Source organism: Paraburkholderia aspalathi (genome assembly GCF_900116445.1).
GTDB classification, from domain to species: Bacteria; Pseudomonadota; Gammaproteobacteria; order Burkholderiales; family Burkholderiaceae; genus Paraburkholderia; species Paraburkholderia aspalathi.
In genome coordinates, this window is the sequence record NZ_FPBH01000014.1 from 96,834 (window position 1) to 119,680 (window position 22,847).

At 61.0% G+C, this 22,847-nt stretch carries 18 protein-coding genes and 1 pseudogene; 8 read left to right on the plus strand and 11 right to left on the minus strand.

Features of this window, described 5'->3' with window-relative positions; all coding sequences use genetic code 11:
- Positions 1-2: 2 nt before the first annotated feature.
- The 3 genes from BM438_RS21640 to BM438_RS21650 are packed head-to-tail and all read right to left on the minus strand — an operon-like array spanning position 3 to position 3,833.
- Positions 3-572, minus strand: a complete 570-nt coding sequence (locus BM438_RS21640) for a GAF domain-containing protein (protein ID WP_406550462.1) — start codon at positions 570-572, stop codon at positions 3-5.
- A 9-nt stretch (positions 573-581) separates the two neighbouring features.
- Positions 582-2,000: an MFS transporter gene (locus BM438_RS21645; RefSeq protein WP_093637460.1), complete on the minus strand. Its 1,419-nt coding sequence runs from the start codon at positions 1,998-2,000 to the stop codon at positions 582-584.
- A 48-nt stretch (positions 2,001-2,048) separates the two neighbouring features.
- Positions 2,049-3,833 (minus strand): gamma-glutamyltransferase family protein, encoded by a 1,785-nt coding sequence (locus BM438_RS21650; RefSeq protein WP_093637464.1) that lies wholly within the window; start codon positions 3,831-3,833, stop codon positions 2,049-2,051.
- 225 nt (positions 3,834-4,058) lie between these two features.
- On the opposite strand from BM438_RS21650, the pseudogene BM438_RS46270 reads away from it, so the two are divergent.
- Positions 4,059-4,235: pseudogene (locus BM438_RS46270) on the plus strand (GntR family transcriptional regulator); the annotation flags it as partial.
- Between the two features lie 90 nt (positions 4,236-4,325).
- Entirely contained in the window at positions 4,326-4,736 is a 411-nt protein-coding gene (locus tag BM438_RS46275) for a FadR/GntR family transcriptional regulator (RefSeq protein WP_244179427.1), read from the plus strand.
- 33 nt (positions 4,737-4,769) lie between these two features.
- Here the strand turns inward: BM438_RS46275 and BM438_RS21660 are convergent, their stop codons facing one another.
- Together BM438_RS21660 and BM438_RS21665 are read right to left on the minus strand one after the other, a co-directional pair.
- Complete coding sequence (locus BM438_RS21660; protein ID WP_093637472.1) at positions 4,770-7,568, minus strand: bifunctional diguanylate cyclase/phosphodiesterase; 2,799 nt, start codon at positions 7,566-7,568, stop codon at positions 4,770-4,772.
- The gene (locus BM438_RS21665) at positions 7,565-8,359 is read right to left on the minus strand and encodes a substrate-binding periplasmic protein (RefSeq protein WP_093637478.1); all 795 of its coding nucleotides are present in this window, start codon (positions 8,357-8,359) and stop codon (positions 7,565-7,567) included. The genes BM438_RS21660 and BM438_RS21665 overlap by 4 nt, the downstream gene beginning before the upstream one ends.
- 433 nt (positions 8,360-8,792) lie before the next feature.
- Here BM438_RS21665 and BM438_RS21670 point away from each other — a divergent pair, with 433 nt between their 5' ends.
- Entirely contained in the window at positions 8,793-10,301 is a 1,509-nt protein-coding gene (locus BM438_RS21670) for an MFS transporter (protein ID WP_093637482.1), read from the plus strand.
- A gap of 50 nt (positions 10,302-10,351) precedes the next feature.
- Here the strand turns inward: BM438_RS21670 and kdgD are convergent, their stop codons facing one another.
- From kdgD to BM438_RS21685, 3 genes are all read right to left on the minus strand, one after another.
- On the minus strand, positions 10,352-11,269 hold the full coding sequence (kdgD, locus tag BM438_RS21675) for a 5-dehydro-4-deoxyglucarate dehydratase (RefSeq protein ID WP_093637486.1): 918 nt from the start codon (positions 11,267-11,269) through the stop codon (positions 10,352-10,354).
- 69 nt (positions 11,270-11,338) lie between these two features.
- A complete protein-coding gene (gene gudD, locus BM438_RS21680; protein ID WP_093637491.1) occupies positions 11,339-12,688 on the minus strand; it encodes a glucarate dehydratase in 1,350 nt (449 codons plus the stop codon).
- 52 nt (positions 12,689-12,740) lie between these two features.
- Positions 12,741-14,072, minus strand: a complete 1,332-nt coding sequence (locus BM438_RS21685; protein ID WP_093637495.1) for an MFS transporter — start codon at positions 14,070-14,072, stop codon at positions 12,741-12,743.
- Positions 14,073-14,506: 434 nt separating this feature from the next.
- On the opposite strand from BM438_RS21685, the gene BM438_RS21690 reads away from it, so the two are divergent.
- Positions 14,507-15,217 carry a FadR/GntR family transcriptional regulator gene (locus BM438_RS21690; protein ID WP_054035508.1) on the plus strand — a complete coding sequence of 237 codons (711 nt, stop codon included), beginning with the start codon at positions 14,507-14,509 and terminating at the stop codon, positions 15,215-15,217.
- A 78-nt stretch (positions 15,218-15,295) separates the two neighbouring features.
- Here BM438_RS21690 and BM438_RS21695 read toward each other — a convergent pair whose 3' ends face one another.
- From BM438_RS21695 to BM438_RS21705, 3 genes are read right to left on the minus strand one after another with little or no spacing between them, the layout of a single operon-like run.
- Positions 15,296-15,616: an AtuA-related protein gene (locus BM438_RS21695; protein ID WP_093637499.1), complete on the minus strand. Its 321-nt coding sequence runs from the start codon at positions 15,614-15,616 to the stop codon at positions 15,296-15,298.
- A 1-nt stretch (position 15,617) separates the two neighbouring features.
- Positions 15,618-16,976, minus strand: a complete 1,359-nt coding sequence (locus BM438_RS21700; RefSeq protein WP_093637503.1) for an acyclic terpene utilization AtuA family protein — start codon at positions 16,974-16,976, stop codon at positions 15,618-15,620.
- A gap of 33 nt (positions 16,977-17,009) precedes the next feature.
- Entirely contained in the window at positions 17,010-18,314 is a 1,305-nt protein-coding gene (locus tag BM438_RS21705) for a CitMHS family transporter (RefSeq protein WP_093637506.1), read from the minus strand.
- A gap of 99 nt (positions 18,315-18,413) precedes the next feature.
- On the opposite strand from BM438_RS21705, the gene BM438_RS21710 reads away from it, so the two are divergent.
- The 4 genes from BM438_RS21710 to BM438_RS21725 all read left to right on the plus strand — a co-directional run bounded on the left by BM438_RS21710 (position 18,414) and on the right by BM438_RS21725 (position 22,537).
- A complete protein-coding gene (locus tag BM438_RS21710) occupies positions 18,414-19,325 on the plus strand; it encodes a LysR family transcriptional regulator (RefSeq protein ID WP_093637510.1) in 912 nt (303 codons plus the stop codon).
- A 350-nt stretch (positions 19,326-19,675) separates the two neighbouring features.
- The gene (locus tag BM438_RS21715; protein ID WP_244179421.1) at positions 19,676-20,182 is read left to right on the plus strand and encodes a DUF2844 domain-containing protein; all 507 of its coding nucleotides are present in this window, start codon (positions 19,676-19,678) and stop codon (positions 20,180-20,182) included.
- A 29-nt stretch (positions 20,183-20,211) separates the two neighbouring features.
- Positions 20,212-21,513, plus strand: coding sequence for a DUF3443 domain-containing protein (locus BM438_RS21720; protein WP_093637518.1), 1,302 nt, complete (start codon positions 20,212-20,214; stop codon positions 21,511-21,513).
- A 217-nt stretch (positions 21,514-21,730) separates the two neighbouring features.
- Positions 21,731-22,537, plus strand: a complete 807-nt coding sequence (locus tag BM438_RS21725; RefSeq protein ID WP_093637522.1) for an alpha/beta fold hydrolase — start codon at positions 21,731-21,733, stop codon at positions 22,535-22,537.
- Positions 22,538-22,847: the final 310 nt, after the last annotated feature.

Below are 22,847 nucleotides of genomic sequence, written 5' to 3' on the forward strand. Positions count from 1 at the left end.
CGTCAGAGACGCATTGCGCTATCGGCGTGCATCATGTTGCACCTGATGAGCGCCGGTGCGAGGAAGGCGCCAATCAGCACGCCCATTTCCTCGTGCCTGCCCGTGTACCAGCCTTCCTTGTGTGTCATGTTCATCGTGCCGACGCATACCCCGTCGTACGCAACCGGAATGTTCAGTATCGATCCGAGCCCCATGCCGGTCATCACCGCGTGGTCGTCGAACGCCTCGCGGATGCCTTGCGTCGTTTCAGCGCGAAATGGCTTGAGATCCTGCAATACCTGATTTGCCCACGCAGTGCCGCGTTTTTCCTTACGACCTCCAATTGGGTACACCTCCGGCATGTTTGTATAAACACGCTCGACCTCCTCGCGTTGCGCGTCATAGGACATGATCGTGAAGAGGCCAAAACCTATCGCGCTCGCAGCCAACGCGTGAACCGCACGGAAAATCTCGTCGGGCTGATTTCTCAGCCGCATGACTATTGCTAGTCGTTCGAGGTCTGAAATATCCAACGCTTGCAGGACTGGATCGATCGGATTGCCTGGCATTATCTGTCTGTGTAGTTGGGACATCATGCACGCTCAGCCGCGCATTTCGGTCGAGCTGAGCGGGACGCGCAGGTCCTGGGGCTGGCCGGCGCCGCCCTCCTCGATATCTTCTAGCGACCGGTTGCGAGTCTCGACACCCAGGAAGAACACCACGCAGGCCCCCACCAGCAAGACCGTGGTGGTCATTGCAAACACGCCGAGAAATCCGAGCACCGGATAGACAAGGCCGACCAGAATGGGGGCGCTCACCGAACCAATCCGGCCGAAAGACGAGGACGATCCAGTGCCGGTTGCTCGCACTGCGGTCGGAAAAACTTCAGGGGTATACGCATACACGCCTGCGAACGCGCCATTCATGAAGAACGACAGGCAAATGCCTGCGGCCATGATCTGCAAACCGGTATGAGAAAACGCCAGCGTGATCGCGGCAATCCCGCCCAACAGCATGTACGAGGCCACCACGCCCTTTCGGCCGAGTCGTTCATTGAGCCATGCCGCCGTGAAGTATCCGGGGATCTGCGCCCCGTAAATCGCGATCGAATAACCAAAGCTTTTCGTCATGGTGAGCCCCTCCTTGAGGAGCAGGCTCGGAATCCAGGAGAAAAACGAGTAATACGCGAACGCGACCGAGAACCACATCAGCCAGCTCACTGCCGTCGTACGCGCCAGCCGCGGCGACCACAGCGTCAGCACGTTCTGTAACGCGTTGCCCTTGGCAGGCGCCGATGCAGATGCAGACATGGCGCCGAGCGATGCAACTGGCGCAAGACTGATGCCCTTGCCTGCGAACCACGACTCGATTGCGCTCACGATGCCCTCCGCCTCAGAGACTCGCCCCTGGCTCTCAAGCCAGCGCGGCGACTCGGGCAAGGTTCTTCGCCACCAGAGGAGCATGACAACGGGCAATGACGTCGCCACCGCCAGATATCGCCAGCCTTCGGCAAAGTTACGCACAACGGTGAAGCCGAGAATGGACGAACCCAGATAGCCGAACGACATGAAGCCGACCAGTGCGCCGCAAAAGATGCCCCGGTAACGCCGTGGCACGAACTCGGCCAGAAACGGTGCGATCACCACGGTCTCGGCGCCAGATCCAAAACCCGCGACGATACGCAACGCGAAAAACGTGTGCCAGTCGGTGGCGGTGGCGCTCGCAAGTGATGCGCAGCAATAGATTGCAAGCGCGCTCATCATGATGCGACGACGCCCGATCACATCCGCGAGCACACCCGACAGAAAGGCCCCGAAAAAATAGCCGATGTAGGTGCTGCTCGCGACGAGACCCGTCTCGGCACTCGTCAGGTGCCATAGCTTGCTCACGACGGGCAGCAGGAATGCAAGCGACGACGAATCGAGTCCGTCGAACATGTACCCCAACCCGCCGATCAGCAGGAGCTTGCGATGGAAACCTGATAACGGCAGTCGCTCGAGTCGGGCGGCAATAGCAGACACGGCATGTTCTCCCTGACGGAAATGGATACGATTTCTGGGCGGCGAAACTTATCGCCCGATTGCGTATGCCTGCATTTGACGAGGTGTTGCTGCGCCACGCATCAGACCGTTTCTGATCCCAACCGCGCAGACGCGTCCCAGCGACCAGGGTTCGGCCACGGTGAGGTCATGTCCACGCGCACGTAACGCGGCAAGCGTGTGTTCCGGAAAATTGGACTCGGCGGACATCTTGCCCAGTTGCATCGAACGCGGGTAAAACGAGCCGGGGAAATGCGCCGTCTGGAACGAGGGCGAATCCACCGCGGCCTGGAAGTTCATGCCGGCATGCACGTGCCGGAGAAACAGCTGGATCGACCACTGATCCTGCTGGTCGCCACCCGGCGTGCCGAATGCCGCATACGGCCTGCCCTCGCGGGTAACGAGCGTGGGCGAGAGCGTCGTGCGGGGGCGGCGCCCCGGGCCGAGCGAGGACGGCAGCCCCTCCTCCATCCAGAACATCTGCGCGCGCGTGGTCACGTTAAAGCCGAGACCGGGCACGGCCGGCGAGGCCTGCAGCCATCCACCCGACGGTGTTGCTGAAACCATATTGCCCCAGCGATCGACCACGTCGAGATGAACCGTATCGCCGCGCAGTTCAGGCAGCGGCGCAAACGTCGGCTCACCCTGGCCGAAGCCGCCGGACTGCTGCCTTCCCGCATTGGCCATGATCAGCGCGGCACGCTGTTCACTGTCGCCCAACGTGCCGGGACGGAATTCGAACGACGCATGACCGGGATCGATCAGCCGGCGGCGTTCATCGTTGTAGGCGTCGCTCAGCAGCACATCCATGGGCACATGCGCAAACGCGGGGTCGCCGTAAAACACCTCGCGATCGGCGAACGCGAGCTTCGAGCATTCGATTATCGTGTGCACGAAATCGGGGCCCATCGGGTCCATCGCACTGAGATCGAAACCCTTAAGGAGCGCGAGCTGCTGCAGGAACATTGGTCCCTGTCCCCAGGGGCCAGTCTTGTGAACGCGGAAGCCCTCGTAATCGTATGAAACCGTGTCTTCATAGGACGGCTCCCAACGCGCGAGATCATCCGCGTTGAGCAGACCGTAGTTGCGCTGACCGGAAGTATCGAGAACGGCAGTTGAGCGAAAGTACTTATCAATCGCTTCGGCCACGAATCCACGATAAAAAACCTTGCGGGCAACTTCGCACTGCTCCGCACGATCACTGCGGGTATTCGCCTCCGCGAGAATGCGCCGGTAGGACTGCGCAATCGCCGGATTGGCGAACAGCTGGTTCGGCATCGGTGCGTCGCCGTTGCGCAGCCATTGCTCAGCCGACGTGGGCCATTCAGTCTTGAAGAAATCCTTGATTGCGAGGATCGACGACGTCATGCGTGGGAGCACCGGATAGCCGTTCTCCGCATAACCGATCGCGTAGCTCAGGACGTCTTCGAGCGGCAGTTGGCCATAGTCGCGCAGCATGGCCATCCAGGCGCCAAATGCGCCAGGTACTACGGCCGGCAGCAAGCCCGTACCGGGAACGACTTCGAGACCCAGCTCACGCATGCGCGCTATCGTCATTCCCGCCGGCGTCACGCCCTGCCCGCACAGAACGCGAACGCGTTCTTCGCGCGCACTGTAGAACACAACCGGCAACTCGCCGCCCGGACCATTCAGATGCGGCTCAACGATCTGCAGAACAAAGCCGGCAGCGGCTGCCGCATCGAACGCATTGCCCCCTTTCTCCAGTACGGCCATCGCCGACGCGCTCGCCAGCCAGTGCGTGGAGGCCACCATGCCGAATGTGCCAATCAGCTCCGGGCGGGTTGTAAACGACATGCACGACTCCTTTTGCGATGGCCAACGATTGGTTTCTTATGAACCAATCAGCATTGGTACAAATTCTATAAGCTAAGAGATTACGGCGAACATTGCCCGGTTGCACCGCGCGTTAACCCGAAATCATACATAAAATAGCAGATCAAAATAAACTGTGAATCTCACCCCAGTTGATTTGACTATGGTAAATTTTGAACCAATAAGTATTGGTTCACGAAAAAGACAATGGAAAATTCGATACTGGACAGGCTGCTGGACTACATTGCCGAGCATCAACTCAAGGACGGCGACGCACTGCCTCCTGAAAGAACGCTCGCCGAAGCCCTCAATGTCAGTCGAAGGGAACTGCGTTCGTCGCTTGCTTCGCTGGAGGCATCAGGACGTGTATGGCGCGGCGTCGGTCGCGGCACCTATCTAGGCGCGAGACCATTGAAGTTCGCCCCGACGCTACGCGGACTTCGGGCGGGCGCGAGTCCGGCAGACATCGCAGAAATGCGCCTGTTGTTCGAGCCGGCACTCGCACAGCTAGCCGCGACGAAAGCCAGTCGGGACGATTTGCTGGAACTTGAAAAATGCGCGCGGAAGAACGCCGCGGCAAAAAACGACGAAGAGTGGCAACAATGGGATCATCGATTCCATTTGCTGATCGGACAGGCCACCCGCAATCCCGCGCTCATCTCCCTTATGGAGGTGATCAACGGGATGCGCGTCAAACCCGACGTACGCGAGAAGACGTCAGCGCAGGAAACACGCAGCTATTTCGCCGCGCAGCACCAGGAGATCGTCAGCGCCATGAAGGCGCGTGATGGCGAAGCCGCGGCTCGGTGTATGCGCGAGCACCTGCTCAGCGTTCAGTGGCGCGCATCAGCCAAAAGCGACGAAGCGGCCCTTCGCCATGAGTGAGGAGCATGCACGTCTGTCTTCGATACGGATTGATCAGCTTACCGTACCCGAACCGACGTTTCTCTCGTCGCTCCCCGTCGACCGAACGTCTCTCCGGCTCCGCGAACTGAACAGGCTCACAAACTGTTCAAAACCCTGAATCGGCAGCGGCTTGCAAAAGAGGAAACCTTGATAGGCGTGGCACCCTGCTACGGCAAGGAAATCTCGCTGCGCTTCAGTTTCGACGCCCTCGGCAATGACACCCAGGTTAAAACTTCGGGCAAGCGCCACGATCGTTCTCGCGATGTCGGCGTCGTTGGAGTCGACCAGAATGTCACGCACAAACGACCGATCAATCTTCAACTGGTCCAACGGCAATCGTTTCAGGTAAGACAGCGAAGAGTAGCCAGTGCCGAAGTCATCCAGCGAGAAAGTCACGCCTCGAGCGCGAAGGGCGGTCATCTTTTCGATAATGTCCTGCACGTTCTCAACGAGAACGCTCTCGGTGAGCTCGAGCTTCAACCTGTCCGCCCTCGCCCCAGTCCGGTTGATGACCTCAAGCACACTGTCCACGAAGTCCGGTTCGCGAAATTGCCGGGCGCTGACGTTCACGGCCATGGACAGATGCGCCATCGATGGCCGCGTTGCCCATACGGCAAGCTGGGTGCATGCGGACGCCAATACCGTTCGGCCCATCTCGAGAATCAGCCCGGACTCCTCAGCGAGCGGGATAAACTCGCCCGGCGGTATCAGCCCGCGCTCGGGATGCTCCCAGCGCACCAGCGCTTCCGCACCGGTTATGTGATTGCCGTCGACGACCTGCGCCTGATAGTGAAGAACAAACCGGTTCTCCTCGATGGCGTTGCGCAGCCCCACCTCCAGCTCGGCACGCTTGAGCACCGCCGTCTGCATCGCAGGGTCGAAGAAGCACATGGCATTGCGGCCGCGCTCCTTCGATTTATACATGGCGAGATCGGCCTGCTTGAAAAGCTCGTCGGTGGACGTCTGCTCCCCATTGAATACGGTGACCCCTATGCTAGCGGTGCTGCGAAACTGAACACCGTTGAGCTCGTAAGCGTTCCCCAGCACGGCGAGAATTTTTTCTCCCACCGCCACGGTTTCCATGGTCGCATCAGCCACGTCCAGACTCAGATTGCCCAGCACTACAACGAACTCGTCACCACCGACCCGGGCAACCGTGTCGCCCTCATTGACACTACTCGACAGGCGATACGCGACCTGTCGCAGGAGCAGATCGCCCTTGTCGTGCCCAAGCGTATCGTTCAGCGTTTTGAAGTGGTCCAGATCGATGAACATGAGGGCGGCGCAGACCTTGTTCTGCCGGCTGGCCACCATTGACTGCCTCAGCCGATCCAGAAGCAGCGCGCGATTAGGCAGGCGCGTTAGCGTGTCATAGAAGGCAAGTTCCCGGATCTTCTCCTCCGACTTCTTGCGCTCGGTGATATCGCGGCCGCTGGTCCGAAAACCGATGAAGTCGCCCCTCTGATTGCTGATCGGCACCCAGGAGATCGAGAGCCAGAGGAGCGATCCATCCTTGCGCACGCAACGAAACTCAAGATCGTCGCCGCGAGAACCCTGAAGCCCCTTTTTAAATTCCGGCGCAACGCGCGGGATGTCTTCCGGGTGGATGAGCGTGCGGGCGAAATCAGGCATTGCCATGCATTCGGCAACTGTATAGCCCGTGTAGTACTCAACCGAGGGATTGATCCAGCGCGGTTGGCCGTCCGGTCCCCACCAGATTTCCAGGTTCACCGTGCAGTCGGCAATGGCGCGAAATTTCTCCTCGTTCTCGCGCAACTCCCGCGTCATTGCCGAGGCGAGGCGCATGGCACGCTCCCGCCCTGTCATCATGAGCCAGGTCAGAAGCGCCAGCAGGAGACTCAACCCCGTGCCAGTTCCTGCGATTAACACCTCGGCATTACGCCCCATCCGGGATCGAAACTCGTCGGAGGCGCTCATCGACAGCATCCAGTCGTGTCCGTCCACAACCAGATATTCGTTTGCGGAGATGAGCGCCGGCGCATGCCGGTTGTTTGCATCTGACGTGCGATGCAACAGCGCGGCCTCCAAGGGCTCGACGCCATCGTAAATGGCAAGCGAAATGCCGGCGGGCTGTTCGCCGTAGAGACTGGCCATCACATCGTGCATCCGGAACGATGCATAGACCCAACCAACAATGTTCGCTCGACGCTGCGCAACATTGTCCTGCGGCCTGCCGGCAGCGTAGATCGGCAGATACAGGATGAAGCCCGGCCGGGGGTCCGCATCCATATCGACCGACAAGCGCACCTTTCCCGAGAGAACCGCGAGGCCGGAGTCGCGGGCTTTCTCCAACGCCGCCCGACGCACCGGTTCGTTCCAGGCGTCAAAACCGGGCGAGCTGCGTGCAAGGCCAACAAAGGGCTCGCGCTGAACGATCGGGGCATATTCCCCGCGCAACCCGTCGGGATGAATCGTGTAGCCTGGAACGCCGCCCTCGCGCATGTCCGCTATGTGGGCCGCTTTACGCGCCGCGGGCACCCATTCGACCACACCCACGGCGTGGACCCCGGAAAAGTTCGCATCAAGATTGAGCGCACTCACGTAGCGCCGGAACCTGCCGCGATCGAACTCTCCGTTCGCGGCAAACATGCTCTGCACGCCTCGCAGCATCAGCTCGTAGGTCGCCATCCGCTGTTCGATGCGGCCTACCGCGTCACTCAGGGTGTAATCGAACTGCGTCTGAAACTCCTTGCGTGTCGCCTGACGTTCGTGATCCCACACTACCCAGGTCACGCCAAGCGACGCGGATAACACCAGCAACGGCAGCAGGACGGAGCGCAGCCGGATCACGGTGACGCCTTGAAGTTGACCATGGCATCGGCCAGATCCGGCCTGAAGTACTTTTCGAAGATCCGGCGCACCGTTCCGTCAGCACGCATTTCGTCCACCAGCGCCCGCCACTTCTCCCGCTCGGCGGCCGGAAGCGCTTTCTTCGACATGATCAGACCGTGCGGCACTGAAGGATCGTTAAACTCAACGATCGTCGTGACGTCGCGGATCTTTTTCTCATCCAGCGCGGGGTAATCGAAGGGCTCGATAATCATGCCCTGAATCTGTCGAAGAATAAGCGCCTGGTAAAGCGGTTCGAGCCCGCCCGCGAGACTTACCCGGTTTTCCGCCGTCAGTCTGTCGACCAGTTCGTTGGCCGAGGTGCTGTAGCGGAAACTGCGGATCACGCCGAGCTGCGCGTGTTTACTGTTTTCGAAGTCCGCGACGTTCTGGATGCCGGCATCCTTGCGCACGAGCAGATAGTATTTATTGCTGAAGTACCACGCGAACGAAGCATATTGATTGCGTTCGTCATTTGCGATTCCAGAAAGACTGAAGTCGAGCGCGCCTGACTCGATCAGTTTCCAGATACGCGCGCGTGACATCAGACTGACCTTGATCTGGCAACCGCTACGCCGGATCAACTCGTCGGCGAAGTCCTTGTCGATACCGCTATCGGTATCGAGCGAATAGAGCAGCCCGTGGTCGTGCAATCCAAGCGTAAACGGCCGGGAACAATCCGGTCCGCCCGCGAACGCATTGCTGATGGAACACACTGCAAACAGCACCCCGGTAAGCCAGCTTCGAATCACAACGCCTCCGTAGCGGAACGACGCCCAGTTAAATTCTTATCAGTGATCACAATCTGACGGCCTGTTCAGACAGGCTTTTTTTAAATATCTGACTTTTATCACAGATTCCGGGAAATTTTCCCGCTTCGACGCGTCGCCGATGTGCTGCGAGCCCGCAAGATTTTCTTCCGCAAGACTTCCGTACGCATTGTCGACACTATGTCGTCGTTTTTGAAGGCCTCCTGCCGGCTTCTCGAGATCGAGTCGAGAATAGTTTCTTTTAAGGGAAAACCCGTATAATCGCCAAACGAGAGGTCAGACAACTATAGGACACAATAGTGGTCGAGACCCTGGCCGCGCCCTGCCGCGCAGCGCCTACCCTGACAAGCCCTTCTTTCCCAGCCCCGTGAATCCGACTGCGACTGCCCTGCCTTTCCGAAACGCCCTCTTCGCGATGCTCGGCATCGGCCTCGTCAACATGCTGGTCGCACTCGACCAGACCGTCGTCAGTACCGCATTGCCCTCGATTGTCGCCGAACTGCATGGCTTCGAGTACTACGCATGGATTGCCAGCGCGTACCTGTTGGCGTCGGTGGTGACGGTTCCCGTGTTCGGCCGTCTCGGCGATTATTTCGGCCGCAAGCGTTTCGTGATCGCCGCGGTCATCACGTTCACGGTGGCGTCGGTGCTCTGCGGTGTGGCGAACGACATGCTGTTTCTCGTCATCGCGCGCGGTCTGCAAGGGGTCGGCGGCGGGATGATGGTGGGCACGGCGTTCGCATCGATCCCGGATCTTTTCCCCGATCCGCGCGCACGCGTGCGCTGGCAAGTGGTCATGGCGGCCGCCTACGGAATCGGCACCGCGGCGGGTCCGTCGCTGGGGGGCTGGATGAGCGAGCATTGGGGCTGGCGCTCCACCTTCCTGATCAACCTGCCGGTGGGCGCCGCGGCACTCTATTTCATCTGGGCGCATCTGCCCAACTTCCAGCGTCCGCACGAGGGCGAGGTCAAGATCGACTGGCTCGGCGCGGCGCTGGTCGCCGCCGTGCTGGGCGGCCTGCAGGCTTTCATCGAAGCCGTGCCGAAAGACGGCCTGACGGCCGGCAACCTGGCGCTCGCGGCTTTCGTGATCGTAGGGGCCGTTGCGTTGCTGGTGTGCGAGAAACGCGCCACGCATCCGATCATTCCGCTCGACCTGTTCAAGGACGCGCAACTCGTCACGCTCTTCGTACTCGGCTTCCTGTCCGGCTTCGTGATGTTCTCGCTGATCTTCTTCGCACCGCTGCTGTTGCAAGGCGGTTTCGGACTGTCGCCGCAACAGGCCGGTCTGCTCGCGACGCCGATCGCCGCCTGCATCGCGCTCGGCAGCCTGCTGAATACGCGCATCGTCATTCATCTGAAGAAACCCACGCGGATTCTATCGATCGGTTTCGCGCTGCTGCTGTTCGCGTCGATCGCATTGGCGTTTGCCAATCCGGAGACGCCGCACGTGTGGATCGAATTGCCGATGGCGGCCGTCGGCATCGGCCTGGGTTTCATCCTGAACAATCTGAATGTGTTCGGCCAGGAGATTGCCGGGTGCGAACGCTTCGGCATCACGACCGCACTGCTGCAGTCCACGCGGATGGTGGGCGGCATGCTCGGCACCAGCATTGTGGCAACCGTCGTGCAGCACCACTACCGCAACGTGGTCACGCGCACGATGAGCGTGCTCGGCGAGCCGGCCGTATCGCAATGGCAGCCGCGTTTTGTCGATCTACGCATCCTGATCGACGAAACGGTGCGCCTGAAACTGATCGCGGATATGAAGACGTCGGGGCTCAATACACTGGCGTTGATCGACACGGCACGCGATGCGCTGGTGCAGTCGATTCATATCGGGGTGTGGCTGACGGCAGTGGCGGCACTTGCGGCCGCACTGCTCGTACAACGCATCTCGCACGTTGTGTTTCGCCGGAGTTGAGGTGAGGGCGGCGAAACCGCCGCCACTACCTGCACCACTTATTACGCTACTTATTGCGCGCCGAGCTTCTTGATCAGCACGTCGAGTTGCGCCATTTCTTCTGCGGTCAGATCGGTCAGCGGTGCGCGCACCGGACCTGCGCTGCGGCCGACCAGCTTCGCGCCGGCCTTCACGATACTCACCGCATAACCCTGACGACGATTGCGGATCGCCAGATACGGCAGGAAGAATTCGTCGATCAGCTTGCCGACGGTCGCATGATCATCCGCGGCAATCGCGCGATAAAACTCCATCGCCGTCTTCGGAATGAAGTTGAACACGGCCGACGAATACACCGGCACACCCAGCGCCTTATATGCCGCGGCGTAAACTTCCGCGGTAGGCAGGCCACCGAGATACGAGAAGCGGTCGCCGAGACGGCGGCGAATCGTCACCATCGCCTCGATTTCACCCACGCCGTCCTTGAAGCCGATCAGGTTCGGGCAACTGTCAGCGAGACGTTCGAGCATGTCCGCATTCAGTTTCGAATTCGCGCGGTTATAGACGATCACGCCGATGTTCTTCACAGCCTTGCAGACCTGCTCGACGTGCGCGGCAATCCCTTCCTGCGATGCCTCGGTCAGATAGTGCGGCATCAGCAGCACGCCGCTCGCGCCTAGGCGCTCGGCTTCCTGCGCGTAGTCGATCGCCACGCGCGTCGGACCACCCGCGCCGGCAAGAATCGGCACCTTGCCCCGGCAGGTCTCGGTCGCCGTGCGAATCACGTTCGTGTAGTCGCTTTTGGTCAGCGAGAAAAATTCGCCCGTGCCACCGGCCGCAAACAGCGCGGTCGCACCATAAGGCGCGAGCCATTCGAGGCGCGCAGCATAGGTATCGGCGCGAAAATCGCCTTGTTCGTCGAAGTCGGTCACCGGAAAGGACAGTAGGCCTTCGGAAACGATCGCTTTGAGTTCTTGAGGTGAGGTCATAGCGTGACAGCGTGAATGGTGGGTAAAAGCAAGCGGCCGCACGAAGCGCCGCTCAGATCATGGGGAAACTCAACGCACCAGACACGGGCGCTTGTTATCGAACTTCCAGTTCGGAATCAGGTACTGCATGGCCACGCCGTCGTCGCGTGCGCCGAGGCCGTGTTGCAGATACAGCGCGTGCGCCTTCTCGATCTCGTCCATATCCAGCTCGACACCGAGGCCGGCGGCCTGAGGCACCTTGACCTTGCCGCCCACGATCTGCAGCGGCTCGCGCGTGAGGCGCTGACCGTCCTGCCAGATCCAGTGCGTGTCGATCGCCGTGATCTTGCCCGGCGCCGCTGCCGCGACATGCGTGAACATCGCGAGCGAAATGTCGAAGTGATTGTTCGAATGCGAGCCCCAGGTCAGGCCCCACTCGTTGCACATCTGCGCCACGCGCACCGAACCCTGCATGGTCCAGAAGTGCGGATCGGCAAGCGGAATATCCACGGACTGCAACTGGATCGCGTGACCCATCTGACGCCAGTCGGTCGCGATCATGTTGGTCGCCGTCGGCAAACCGGTCGCACGGCGGAATTCGGCCATCACCTCGCGGCCCGAGTAGCCGTTTTCCGCGCCGCACGGATCTTCTGCGTAAGCCAGCACGTCGTGTTGGTCGCGGCACAGGCGCACCGCTTCCGCGAGCGACCATGCGCCGTTCGGGTCGAGCGTGACGCGGGCATTGGGAAAGCGTTCGGCGAGCGCCGTCACCGCTTCGATTTCGGCGTCGCCGGGCAGCACGCCGCCCTTGAGCTTGAAATCGTTGAATCCATAGCGTGCTTGCGCTGCCTCGGCAAGCCGCACTACCGCCTCGGGTGTCATCGCTTCTTCGGTACGCACGCGCTCCCAGTCGTCGCGCCCGTCCGCGCCACTGTCATAGGGCAGATCGGTTTTCTTGCGGTCGCCGATATAGAACAGGTAACCGAGCATTTCCACTTCGTCGCGTTGCTGGCCTTCGCCGAGCAGTGCCGCAACAGGGACACCCAGATGCTGTCCGAGCAGATCGAGCAGCGCGGCTTCGAGTGCGGTCACTGCGTGAATGGTGGTGCGCAGATCGAAAGTCTGCAGGCCGCGACCGCCGGCGTCGCGGTCAGCAAACTGCGTACGCGCCTTGTTCAGGATAGCCTGGAGATTGCCGATCGACTGACCGACAACCAGCGGACGCGCGTCGTCGATCGTCTTGCGGATGCTCTCGCCGCCCGGCACTTCGCCGACACCGGTGTGTCCCGCGCTGTCGCGCAGAATGACGATATTGCGCGTGAAGAACGGGCCATGCGCGCCGCTCAGATTCATCAGCATGCTGTCACGGCCGGCGACGGGCACGACGCGCAGCTCGGTCACGATCGGCGTGGCGTTCGATTGGGATGAGTTCGTGGACATGATAGTGGGACCAGGTAAGTGAATAAGCCGACTGGCGGCGGTCGATCGAAATTCAATGCGCTTTGCTATGGAGTGGCTCAGGCAACGCGTCGCGGTTCACACGGCGATTGCGGGTCAGGAAGCCGGCCGCCGCCGCGATCAGCGAAGCCACGCCCAAGGCGTACAGACCACCGGTGATCGAGCCGGTGTGCTGCTGCAGATAGCCGAAAGCAGCCGGTGCGAAGAACCCGCCCAAGTTGCCGATCGAATTGATCAGCGCGATGACGGCGGCGGCCACGCGAGCGTCCAGATAACCCTGCGGAATCGGCCAGAAGAGCGAAGACGCGGCCTTGAAACCGATCGCTGAGAAGCAGATTGCCACAAACGACAGCACCGGATTACCCGACGTCGAAGCGAACAGCCCGCACGCTGCGATAACAAGCGCTACCGCCAGCCACGCTTGCTGAAAACGCCATTTCGCGGACAACACCGCGAAGCAGTACATCGCGACCATAGCGATGAGCCACGGGATGGTATTGAACATGCCGACTTCGAAGTCCGAGAGTCCGCCCATCTTGCGGATGATCGTCGGCAGCCAGAAAGTGGCCGCGTAAATGGTCAATTGAATCGCGAAGTACAGGAAGCAGAACAGCAGGATCTGCGGGTCCTTCAGCAGCTTCACGGCCGGTAGATGCGCGCCGCCGTGCGCCACGCGTTCGGCCTGTTCCGCCGCGATCGCGCTTTCGAGAACGGTCTGCTCTTCAGCCGTCAGCCAGGAGGCATCGCGAATGCGCGACTTCAGCAGCAGCCAGCTCACACCGCACAGCACGATCGAGAAGCCGCCCTCAATGAGAAACATCCATTGCCAACCGTGCAGGCCAAGACCGCGAATCGACAACAGACTGCCTGTGATCGGACCGGACAGCACCGACGCGAGCGCGGAGCCCGAGAGAAAAACCGCCACAGCCTTGCCGCGCTCTTTCTGCGGCAGCCATTGAGTAAAGTAAAACACCACACCCGGAAAGAAGCCGGCTTCAGCGATACCGAGCAGGAATCGCAGCACGTAGAAGGACGTGTCGTTCCAGACGAACGCCATGGCCGCCGCGACCAGCCCCCAGGTGCCCATGATGCGGGTCAGCCAGGCGCGCGCGCCGTACTTCTGCATCAACACATTCGACGGCACCTCGAACAACGCGTAGCCGACAAAGAACAACCCGCTCCCGAGGCCATAGGCGGCAGCGCCGATGCCGAGGTCCGTCTGCATGTGGGAATTGACGAAGCCGATGTTCACGCGATCGATGTAGTTCGCGATGAACATGATCAGGAAAAGCGGCAGCACGTGCCGCTTGACCTTCGAGACCGCGGACTCTAACGGGTCAGCAGCAGCGGTGAGAGCAGATGTCAAGGTTGTCTCCAGTTCCGGTCACTCCGGCGGCCTGATCGAACGCACGGCGGCACATTCGAGCAGGCCGGGCGATTCGGTCCTAAAATGCGTGATACGTTGTCTGACGACAGTCTACAGCGTTCCATTCGTCGATTCCAACGGGGTGTTTACCCTGCCATGCATGCCATATACATCGGGATGCGGACGCCACGATACCGCTGTAGCCGTTGAAACTGTAGAATCGAATTAAGACGTCTGATGACATGATAAAAGGCTCGCGAGCTGTGCAGGCCAAGTTCGGTCAACGAGCCGTCGTCGCATGCATCGGAGCAAGAGATTCAAATCGGCACCTTTCAGACAGACGCTATGATGGCTGTGTCGAGGCGAGACGACACGCGACGTCACTCGCCCACGCAACGTGTAAATTCCAGCCGATTAGACAATAAGCAACAGAGATGAGCAGCCTAACTGAGAAGGTGGTGGCCACCCTTTCCGATGAAATCCGCCGCGGCAGCCTGCGGCCCGGAGACCGTATCCCGACTGAAGTCGCGATGATGAAGCAGCTCTCGGTGAGCCGCTCCGTGGTCCGCGAGGCCATCTCGCGCCTGCAGGCGGCCAAAGTGGTCGAGACGCGTCACGGCATCGGCACGTTCGTTCTGGAGCCGGCCACGGAACAGTCCATGCAGCTGCCCGCCGCCGACCTCTCCAGCATGCTGGACGTCATGGCGATCATCGAATTCCGCATCGACGTCGAAGCGGCCTCGGCCGCGCTCGCGGCAGCGCGACGCACCGAGCAGAATCTCAAGCAGATTCGCGCCGCACTGGAGCGCTTTGAATCCGAACTCGAACGGGGAAGCACCGACACGTTGGCGCACGACATCGAGTTTCATCTGCAGATCGCGCGCGCCAGCGGCAACCGCTACTTCTTCGATGTGCTCAGCCAACTCGGCCGCGCGGTGAGCCCGCGCACGCGGCTCGGCACCGCCGAGATCGCGGAGCTCGACCATATCGAGATCCTGCGCAATGTGCTCAGCGAGCATCAGATGATCTATCGGGCCATTGAACGCCAGGACGCGGACGATGCGCGCGCCGCGATGCGCATGCATTTGAGCAACAGCCGCGAGAGACTTCGGCGCGCGCATGAGTTGAGCAAGGCGAGCGGCTGAGCCGGATAACCGGCGAGCTCTCTTAGCTTCACGCTTCGGGCTGCCTTACAGCACCAGCTAACAAGAACAAGAAGCCGGCTAAGGGACCGCAGCCGGATCCTCCACCTCCAGCCCCATCAAAGCCGAACTCAACGATTTGCCGTGCGCGTCGAGCGCAAGCGAGCGCGTCACGCCCCCGCCGAGCGCATGGCCGAGCACGAAGTTGAATGCGGCGATGCCAGGCAGTTCATAACGCACGACTTCGCCGCGCACTACGTCGTTCAGATGCGCCTTGACCCGCTCCACGGTCAACACCGCCCGCAGATGCTCATAGTGCTTCGCGTCATAACAGATGACGGAGATATTCAGCGTATTGCCTTTGTCGCCGGTCCGCGAATGAGCAAGCTCACGTAGTTTCATGTCACGCCTCCACCAGCGAGAATGCCGGCTTGACATGCGCGCGCGGCAACAAGACCGATTGCACCGCGACGACTTCGCGCGCTGACTTGGTCACGCCGCCACCGCCCGCCGGGCCGTTCGTGTAAAGCGTCTCTACCTCGTTGCCGATCCGCACTGCCTGCGCCAGCGATTCAGCGCGCCCCGCGACCCGTACTCGCACTTCATAAGGCTCAGCGTGACCGGCAGTCACCGCATCACCATGCAATGCGTTCACACCGATCAGATCGAACCGTAATTCACGCGTTTCGACGCCCGTCAGAGCAAGCCTTTCCCGCACGATATCGAGTGCAAGCCGGGCACGCGCCAGCGCGCCGGGACCGCCATATGAAATCTGCCCTTCGCCGATATAGCCATCGAAGTAAGCGACCGACACCTTCAACGTATCGGTACGTGGCGTACCGCGCCCACCGCTCACGCGAATGCGATCCGGCGCGTCCTGCACGACACGCACCTGCGTGAAATCGGCGACCACGTCCGGTTGCAGATAACGCTGCGGATCGTGAATCTCATACATCAGTTGCTCTTTGCAGGTTGCTTCGGTTACCCGGCCACCGGCCTGTGGGAGCTTGGTGATGAGCACCGTGCCATCCGCCGCGACTTCGGCGATTGGAAAGCCGAGCCTCGCGAGATTGGGCACGTCCTTGAAACCCGGATCGGCAAAATACCCGCCGGTGATCTGTCCAGCGCATTCGAGCAGATGGCCGGTCACAGTCGCCTGGCCAAGGGTCTGCCAGTCGTCCATCTGCCAGCCGAATTCGTGGATCAGTGGCGCGACGAACAGCGACGGATCGGCGACACGTCCGGTCAGGACGATTTGCGCGCCGGCCGCAAGCGCCTCGACAATCGCCGCCGCGCCAAGGTAGGCGTTCGCGGACACGAGGCGATCACTATACGAAGCAACGCTTTCCCCGGACTCTTCGAAACGGAAATTGCCCTGCCGCACGACGTCGAGCACATCGTCCCCGGTGACGGCGGCAATCTTCACGTCGCCCAGACCGAGCGAGCGCGCGATCTCGGCAGTCTTTCGCGCCGCCGCAAGCGGATTGGCCGCGCCCATGTTCGAAATGATCCGCACGCCGTTGCGAATCGCTGCGGGCAGCACAGCCATCATGCGCGTTTCGAGCAACGGGTCGTAGCCCAGCTCAGGGTCTTTGCTGCGCGCCTGCTGCGCGATCGCAATGGTGCGTTCGGCGAGGCACTCGAACACGAGGTAATCGAGCGCGCCGTGTTCCGCCAGTTCGACCGCGGGTTCAATACGGTCGCCGGAATATCCCGCGCCCGCGCCGATTCGGACCGGCTGCCTATGTGGAGTCGCTATCATGCTGGTCGCTTCCATTCAGTCAAACAGTCAAGCTCACAACGAGAATATCCCCAGCACGACGCAGGCGATCGTCATGACGATCGACGCGCCGAACAGCAGGGGGAACGTGAATTTTTGGTGATCGGCGAGATCGATACCGCACAGGCCAACCACAAGGAAAGTCGCCGGCGTCAGCGGGCTGACCGGAAAGCCGGTGGTCATCTGGCCAAGCAGCGCGGCCTGGCCGACATGCACGGCGGGCACGCCGAGTTGGCCGGCCACTTCGGCAATCACCGGCAGCACGCCAAAGTAAAACGAGTCCGGATCGAACAGCATGCTCAACGGCATCGACACCAACCCGAGCGCGACGGGAATGTGGCCCGCCATGGCGGGCGGCACGAAGCCGACTGCCGCCTGCGCCATGGCTTTCAGCATACCGCTGCCCTGCATCACGCCGGTGAACACGCCGGCCGCCAGCAGAATGCCGGCCATCATCAACGCGGCGCGCGCGTGAGCGTCGATCCGCTTACGCTGCATGTCGACGTTCGGATAGTTCACCATCAACGCGATGCATAGTCCGACCATGAACATGATGGCCGGCGGAATCTTCTCGCCCATCACGACCATCGTGCCGAGTACGACGAGCGTCAGGACGATGTTGAACCAGAAGTTTTTCGGTCGGCGCAAGGCTTGCTCTTCAGGCGTCAACTCTCGTTTTGGCATCGGCGCGGAACCGTTCGCGGCGGTGAGGCCGAGCCGCTTTTCTTCGCGCCGCCCAAGCCAGAACGCAACGCTGAAGACGAACACCAGGCCGATCAATTGCACGGGAATCAGCGGGTTGAACAACGCCGAAATCGGCAGATGCAGCGAGGCCGACGCGCGGATCATCGGCCCCGTCCACGGCAGAAAATTGATGCCGGCCGCCATCGAAACGGCCGCGGCCAGCACGCGCCGGTCCATCTTCAAGCGATCATAGAGCGGCAGCATCGCGGGAATCGTGACGAGAAAGCACACCGCGCCGGAACCGTCGAGGTGAATCAGCAGCGCAAGCAAGGTGGTGCCCATCACGATCCGTGTGGGCCGCGTGCCGACGGCGCGCAGAATGCGGTCGATGATCGGATCGAGCGTGCCGGCATCGGTGATCGTGCCGAAGTAGAGAATCGCAAACACGAACATGCCGACGACGGGCGCGAGGCTCTTGAGCCCGTCGATCACGAATTTGCTTGTCTGAAAACCGAACCCGCCGATCAGCGACGCGGCGAGCGGCACGATGATGAGCGCCACCAGCGGCGACATCCGTTTCGACAGAATCGCGCCAAGTAGCACGACGATGGTGGCTAGCCCCAGCAATGGCAGCATGTCCTTGTCTCCGATGTTGTTTTTTACTGTGATCCAGCGTAAGTTCGAGGCGGCGATAAATCAATTGAAATGAATTGATCGCAGCTATTACAAACCATCATGGATCTGAACCTTCGAGACATTCGCGCGTTTATCGCCGTGGCGCAAACCGGCAGTTTCACGCGCGCGGCCACGCGCCTGCATCTCTCTCAACCGGCCTTGACGGTGCAAATACGACGCCTCGAGGAGACGGTCGGACTGCGCCTGTTCGATCGCAACAGCCGCAACGTCGCACTCACGCCGACCGGCCGCGAACTGTTGCCGCTCCTGCAAAAGTCCCTGCATGACATGGAGCACGTGCTGATCGACGCGCGTGCGCTCGGTGAGGGCTCGAGCGGCACGGTCCGGATCGCGTGCTTGCCTACTTTCGCGGCGAGCGTATTGCCGGAACTCGTGCAGGACGTGAAGAAGACCGTGCCGCGCGTGAGCTTTCATGTGCGCGACGTGGTCGCCAGCATGGTCAACACACTGGTGCGCAACGAGGAAGTGGATATCGGCCTGACCGGCGGCGAACTGGGCGACGCCAGCTTCGAGGTGCTGCATGCGGGCATCGACCGGTTGGTGGCGGTATTTCCGAAGCGCCATGCGCTGGCGCGCCGCAAGCGCATCACGCTGGCCGACCTTGCCAGTGTCCCGCTCGTGCTCACCGCACAGGGCACGAGCGTGCGGGCGGTAGTCGACAGCGCGTTTGCCGACGCGCAGGCCATGCCGGAGATCGCGTGCGAGCCGACCTACATGATGAGTGCGGTCGCAATGGTCCGCGCGGGGCTCGGTGTGACCATCCTGCCGGCGTCGGCCCGCGAGGTCAGAGCGGAACCTGAACTGATCGTCCGACCCATCGACGATCCCGCGTTCACCCGCCCTATCGCCCTTATCAAGAAGCGCGGCAGGACCCTGCCGCCTGTCACGGAAACCTTCGTTGCGGTGCTGATCGAAAAGCTCGGCAGGATTGAAGTGGGCGGCCAGGCTTGAGATTACGCGTATTCAATGATTCAATCGACAACGCAACCAGACAGAGACAAAGTCTAGCGCCGCATGCCGGATAAAGCGGCCACACTGGGGAGTCAGGCACGTGTCGAAAGGACAGGTTCTTACCTTGCGCTACCGGTTGGGCAGACGGCTAGCCGGGATCCGAATATCAGCGCGGCGTGGTCACGCAGGCCATTGATTATCTATCGCGCATTATCTTTCAATTTCAAATAGAACCCGATTCGCCTCGCTATTCATCTGATTTAATCAAAGAGCAGCGCGCTAGTATTTACATCGCGTGGGCGCGAGGAAACGTTCGCGCGTATTTTCCAAAAAACGTCGAAAACCAAAAAATGATAATCAGCCAATTTCGAATGCTCGTGGTGGCTGCGGCCTCGGTCGCCACGATTGCTCCGGCGTATGCAGGGTTAGGCGGCGCACCGACCTACCCCGTGACCGCCAGCAGTACCAGCGCAGGGGCGGCCAGCCAGGGCGGCAGCGCAGTGGCCCGCTTTGCCGCCAGCGGCAATGCAGCTTCGTCCACTTACACCGTGAGTCAGACCACGCTTGCATCGGGCACGGTCGTGAACGAGTACATCACGGCAGGCAACACCGTGTTCGCGTTGAGCTGGGAAGGCCCTACCATGCCGCCGCTCAACACGCTGCTCGCCACTTACTTCCCGTCTTACGTGCAGGGACTCACTGACGCGCACGCAGCGCAAGGCGGCGGCTATGGCTCAGCGGTCGTGCGTCAGTCGGCTCTGGTCGTTGAAACGGGCGGCCATATGGGCGCCTTCGCGGGTCGAGCCTATCTGCCGCAAGCGTTGCCGCAAGGCGTTAGCGCTGACGACATCAAGTAAGTCTTTAAAAATCAATCGAGAGAATAAAAGTGCGCAAAATCGCATGGATCATTGCCGCAGCGCTCGGCCTGAGTCTGGCTGGCTGCGGTGGCGGTAGCGGGGGCAGCAACAGTGGAACCAACAGCAACACATCGATAAACGCACCAGGGGGTTCGCCGGCGACACCGAGTGGAACGAGTTCGTCGTCCAACGTCCTCGCGGTGGACGCTTCGGCGGTGCCTACTGCGGTCGGTCCTGGCAATACGATGGCCGTGACGGTCAGCAAAACGGGCATCCACAATCAGCCCATGGTCAGCGTCACGATCTGCGCCCCAGGATCTAGCGCCGGCACCAACTGCGCGACGATCCCGAACGTGATCGTCGATACCGAATCGTTCGGGCTGCGCCTGGTTCGCTCAGCGATTCCGGCCGCCACCTTCAGCGCGCTGACAGCCGAAACCGCCCAGTCGGGAGGTCTCCCGCTCGCCGAATGCGCATTGTTCGGCAGCGGCTATGCATGGGGTTCCGTCCATCTTGCGGACATTGCGATGTCGGGTGAGGTTGCCTCGAGCGTACCGATCCACGTGATCGGCGATTCGGACCTGACCGTGGCCGCGCCGACCGAGTGCCAGGTTGGCCGCTCACTGACCACCACGACAGATCTCGGCGCAAACGGCATTCTCGGCATCGGTGTGAGCCCGAATGACTGCGGCTCGGCATGTGCGAATGCGGCGGTGTCGACGTTCTACTACACCAACGCGGGCGTGGGCACCTCGGTGCCCGTAAGCGGACAGATCACCAATCCGGTCACCAAGTTCGCGCTGGATAACAACGGTGTCATTCTGGAGATGGCGCAGGTTTCCGACAGCGGCAGCGCGACGGCTCAGGGCACGCTGGTGTTCGGAATCGACACGCAGACCAATAATACGTTGTCAGGCACGGGCGCCACGCTGATCAGGACGAACGGGAACGGCGACTTCGCGTCGACCTACGGTGGCTCGACGCTGACGAAGACGTTCTTCGATTCCGGATCGACGGTGCTGTTCTTCCCTGACTTGACGATCCCGGTTGATAGCGCGACCGGCTACTACATCCCGACGGCCACGGTTGGGCGGACGTCGACGCTGGTGGCAACCAGTCCGGCGAGTGTCTCACTCGGCTTCAATATCGCGAATGGGGCGACACTGAACGCGTCGGGGAATTCCGCGTTCAACAACCTCGGCATTTATATCTCGCGGCAGTTCGACTTTGGTATGCCGTTCTTCTACGGCCGGCACGTGTACTACGGCATTTCGGGTAAGACGTCCACGGGTGGGGGTACGGGGCCTTATGTGGCTTATGTTTCGAGTTGAGGGGTAGTGGTTCTGTAAACAAGCCCGGCCTGTGCGCCGGGTTTGTTTTTAGTAGCGTCGATCGTGTTGATGCCGGTCGTATTTCCCGCGCCGAGGAGAGAAGTCGCGCCACCCACCGTCCAGGCGCGAAAATTCGTAGCTTTGTTGATTTTCTGGTGGCGGCGCCGACAACCTGGGGGATCCTTGCATTACTGAGCTCACCAGGAAGGCACCCCTCATGCAATCCCACGACGACGACCTCACCCATTTCGCAGCCCACGGCGCAGCCCCGCTGCCTGTCCCGAACGACCACGGCTACGTCGAGCACGATGGCGCTCGAATCTGGTACGCGTCATATGGAACAGGCAAACCGGTGATCCTGCTGCACGGCGGCCTGGGGCACAGCGGCAACTGGGGCTATCAGGTCCCTGCGCTGGTCGGCTCGGGGCATCGCGTGATAGTCATCGACAGCCGCGGCCATGGCCGCAGCACCCGCGACGCGCGTCCCTATATGTATGAGCTGATGGCCTCCGACGTGCTGGCCGTGATGGACACACTGCAGCTCGACCGCGCCGCGATAGCCGGTTGGAGCGACGGCGCGTGCGTCGCCCTGGTGCTGGGCCGCCAGGTCCCCGAGCGGGTTGCAGGCGTGTTTTTCTTCGGCTGCAACATGGACCCGAGCGGGACGAAGGAATTCGTGCCGACGCCGATCATCGATCGCTGCTTCGGACGGCATGCCAAAGACTACGCGCAACTCTCGGCAACGCCGGACGACTTCGACGCATTTGTCGGCGCGGTCAGCGAAATGATGAGAACCCAGCCCAACTACTCCGCGCGCGGTCTGGCCGGAATTCGAGTGCCGGTTGCGATCGTCCAGAGCGAGCACGACGAATTCATCAAGCCGGAACACGCCGACTACCTCGCCCGCACCATTCCCGGCGCGAAGTTGATTCTTTTGCCTGGCGTGAGCCATTTCGCCCCGCTGCAACGGCCGGACGAATTCAACCGCGTGTTGTTGGCGTTCCTAGGCCAGGTTCTTTCCTGAACAGAACGCTCACGGGCGAAGCCGCGCTCCGCCCTGAATGCACCCCGCCCCACTATTTGGCCGATCCGCCAAAATTTCACGATGTGGAACGAGTCCTTGCTTCGTAAAAAATCGTGGTGCGTGGCACAAATTCGCCATTTCGCAATGCCGCCCCACGTTGCACATCGCAAAATGACGACGACAAGCCTTTATTTTTAAACGATATTTTTTGATCGAATGAACTGTCTAACAGCCCCTTGCGCCGAGACCCGCTGACGTAGACTCTTTTACAAGAGCCGGCGCTTCATGTGGTGCAGCGAAATAGACGGGA

What these genes read in the sequence shown, in the direction of transcription:
- BM438_RS21705 (WP_093637506.1), bottom strand. Translation starts at nt 18,314, where the DNA reads ATGCTGCCATTGCTGGGGCTAGCCACCATCGTCGTGCTACTTGGCGCG.
- gudD (WP_093637491.1), bottom strand. Translation starts at nt 12,688, where the DNA reads ATGTCCACGAACTCATCCCAATCGAACGCCACGCCGATCGTGACCGAG.
- BM438_RS21650 (WP_093637464.1), bottom strand. Translation starts at nt 3,833, where the DNA reads ATGTCGTTTACAACCCGCCCGGAGCTGATTGGCACATTCGGCATGGTG.
- BM438_RS21715 (WP_244179421.1), top strand. Translation starts at nt 19,676, where the DNA reads ATGATAATCAGCCAATTTCGAATGCTCGTGGTGGCTGCGGCCTCGGTC.
- BM438_RS21725 (WP_093637522.1), top strand. Translation starts at nt 21,731, where the DNA reads ATGCAATCCCACGACGACGACCTCACCCATTTCGCAGCCCACGGCGCA.
- BM438_RS21670 (WP_093637482.1), top strand. Translation starts at nt 8,793, where the DNA reads ATGCTCGGCATCGGCCTCGTCAACATGCTGGTCGCACTCGACCAGACC.
- BM438_RS21690 (WP_054035508.1), top strand. Translation starts at nt 14,507, where the DNA reads ATGAGCAGCCTAACTGAGAAGGTGGTGGCCACCCTTTCCGATGAAATC.
- BM438_RS21710 (WP_093637510.1), top strand. Translation starts at nt 18,414, where the DNA reads ATGGATCTGAACCTTCGAGACATTCGCGCGTTTATCGCCGTGGCGCAA.
- BM438_RS46275 (WP_244179427.1), top strand. Translation starts at nt 4,326, where the DNA reads ATGCGCCTGTTGTTCGAGCCGGCACTCGCACAGCTAGCCGCGACGAAA.
- BM438_RS21695 (WP_093637499.1), bottom strand. Translation starts at nt 15,616, where the DNA reads ATGAAACTACGTGAGCTTGCTCATTCGCGGACCGGCGACAAAGGCAAT.
- kdgD (WP_093637486.1), bottom strand. Translation starts at nt 11,269, where the DNA reads ATGACCTCACCTCAAGAACTCAAAGCGATCGTTTCCGAAGGCCTACTG.
- BM438_RS21640 (WP_406550462.1), bottom strand. Translation starts at nt 572, where the DNA reads ATGTCCCAACTACACAGACAGATAATGCCAGGCAATCCGATCGATCCA.
- BM438_RS21700 (WP_093637503.1), bottom strand. Translation starts at nt 16,976, where the DNA reads ATGATAGCGACTCCACATAGGCAGCCGGTCCGAATCGGCGCGGGCGCG.